This window comes from Bacillus cereus group sp. BfR-BA-01381, assembly GCF_022663555.1.
In the GTDB taxonomy this organism is placed as follows: domain Bacteria; phylum Bacillota; class Bacilli; order Bacillales; family Bacillaceae_G; genus Bacillus_A; species Bacillus_A pacificus.
Genome location: NZ_JAKUFR010000201.1, coordinates 1 through 1,119 on the forward strand (window position 1 = coordinate 1; position 1,119 = coordinate 1,119).

Genomic DNA, 1,119 nt, shown 5'->3' on the forward strand with positions numbered 1-1,119 from the left:
CGAAGCAACGCGAAGAACCTTACCAGGTCTTGACATCCTCTGACAACCCTAGAGATAGGGCTTCTCCTTCGGGAGCAGAGTGACAGGTGGTGCATGGTTGTCGTCAGCTCGTGTCGTGAGATGTTGGGTTAAGTCCCGCAACGAGCGCAACCCTTGATCTTAGTTGCCATCATTAAGTTGGGCACTCTAAGGTGACTGCCGGTGACAAACCGGAGGAAGGTGGGGATGACGTCAAATCATCATGCCCCTTATGACCTGGGCTACACACGTGCTACAATGGACGGTACAAAGAGCTGCAAGACCGCGAGGTGGAGCTAATCTCATAAAACCGTTCTCAGTTCGGATTGTAGGCTGCAACTCGCCTACATGAAGCTGGAATCGCTAGTAATCGCGGATCAGCATGCCGCGGTGAATACGTTCCCGGGCCTTGTACACACCGCCCGTCACACCACGAGAGTTTGTAACACCCGAAGTCGGTGGGGTAACCTTTTTGGAGCCAGCCGCCTAAGGTGGGACAGATGATTGGGGTGAAGTCGTAACAAGGTAGCCGTATCGGAAGGTGCGGCTGGATCACCTCCTTTCTATGGAGAATTGATGAACGCTGTTCATCAATATAAGTTTCCGTGTTTCGTTTTGTTCAGTTTTGAGAGAACTATCTCTCATATATAAATGTATGTTCTTTGAAAACTAGATAACAGTGTAGCTCATATTTTTTAATTTTTAGTTTGGTTAAGTTAGAAAGGGCGCACGGTGGATGCCTTGACACTAGGAGTCGATGAAGGACGGGACTAACGCCGATATGCTTCGGGGAGCTGTAAGTAAGCTTTGATCCGAAGATTTCCGAATGGGGAAACCCACCATACGTAATGGTATGGTATCCTTATCTGAATACATAGGATAAGGAAGACAGACCCAGGGAACTGAAACATCTAAGTACCTGGAGGAAGAGAAAGCAAATGCGATTTCCTGAGTAGCGGCGAGCGAAACGGAACATAGCCCAAACCAAGAGGCTTGCCTCTTGGGGTTGTAGGACATTCTATACGGAGTTACAAAGGAACGAGGTAGACGAAGCGACCTGGAAAGGTCCGTCGTAGAGGGTAACAACCCCGTAGTCGAAAC

Annotated in this window: 2 rRNA genes; both read left to right on the forward strand. The window is 49.0% G+C overall.

Annotated elements, in window-relative coordinates:
- Positions 1–581, forward strand: a 16S ribosomal RNA gene (locus MR079_RS28255); the annotation flags it as partial.
- A gap of 146 nt (positions 582–727) precedes the next feature.
- Positions 728–1,119: ribosomal RNA gene (locus MR079_RS28260) — 23S ribosomal RNA — on the forward strand; the annotation flags it as partial.